The following is a 476-nucleotide window of genomic DNA, read 5'->3' as shown; positions in this document are numbered from 1 at the left end:
GGCGGATCGTTCTTGGAGTCGCCGGCAACGTTGCCACGACGGATGTCCTTGACGGAGACGTTCTTGACGTTGAAGCCAACGTTGTCTCCTGGCACGGCCTCCTCGAGAGCCTGGTGGTGCATCTCAACGGACTTAACTTCAGTCGTCAGGTTGACTGGTGCGAAGGTAACGATCATACCAGCCTTGATGATACCAGTCTCCACTCTTCCGACTGGGACCGTTCCAATACCTCCTATCTTGTAGACATCCTGAAGGGGCAGACGCAGAGGCTTGTCCGTTGGCCTCTTTGGTGGAAGAATATCTTGCAATCTGGGAAATTTAACTCTGGATGAAGTGGCCATTGTTGTAGAGGAACTTCGATTCCCAAACTTCACTGACTGTATTGTCTACAATTGGGAGAGTATGAGTTGCACCTGGGAATGGGAGGAAACTGACAGTATATCCATGTTGATGGCCTTCAGTCGCGGTTCCAGGTG

At 51.5% G+C, this 476-nt stretch carries 1 pseudogene; it reads right to left on the bottom strand.

Going from position 1 to position 476, the window contains the following annotated elements:
• Positions 1 to 314: pseudogene (locus L5876_RS14530) on the bottom strand (EF-Tu/IF-2/RF-3 family GTPase); the annotation flags it as partial.
• Between the last annotated feature and the right edge of the window lie 162 nt (positions 315 to 476).

The sequence above is a fragment of the Hyphobacterium sp. SN044 genome (assembly GCF_021864465.1).
GTDB lineage: Bacteria > Pseudomonadota > Alphaproteobacteria > Caulobacterales > Maricaulaceae > Hyphobacterium.
The sequence above is the reverse complement of the archived record's forward strand: the minus strand, read 5'-3'. Positions and strand labels throughout refer to the sequence as shown.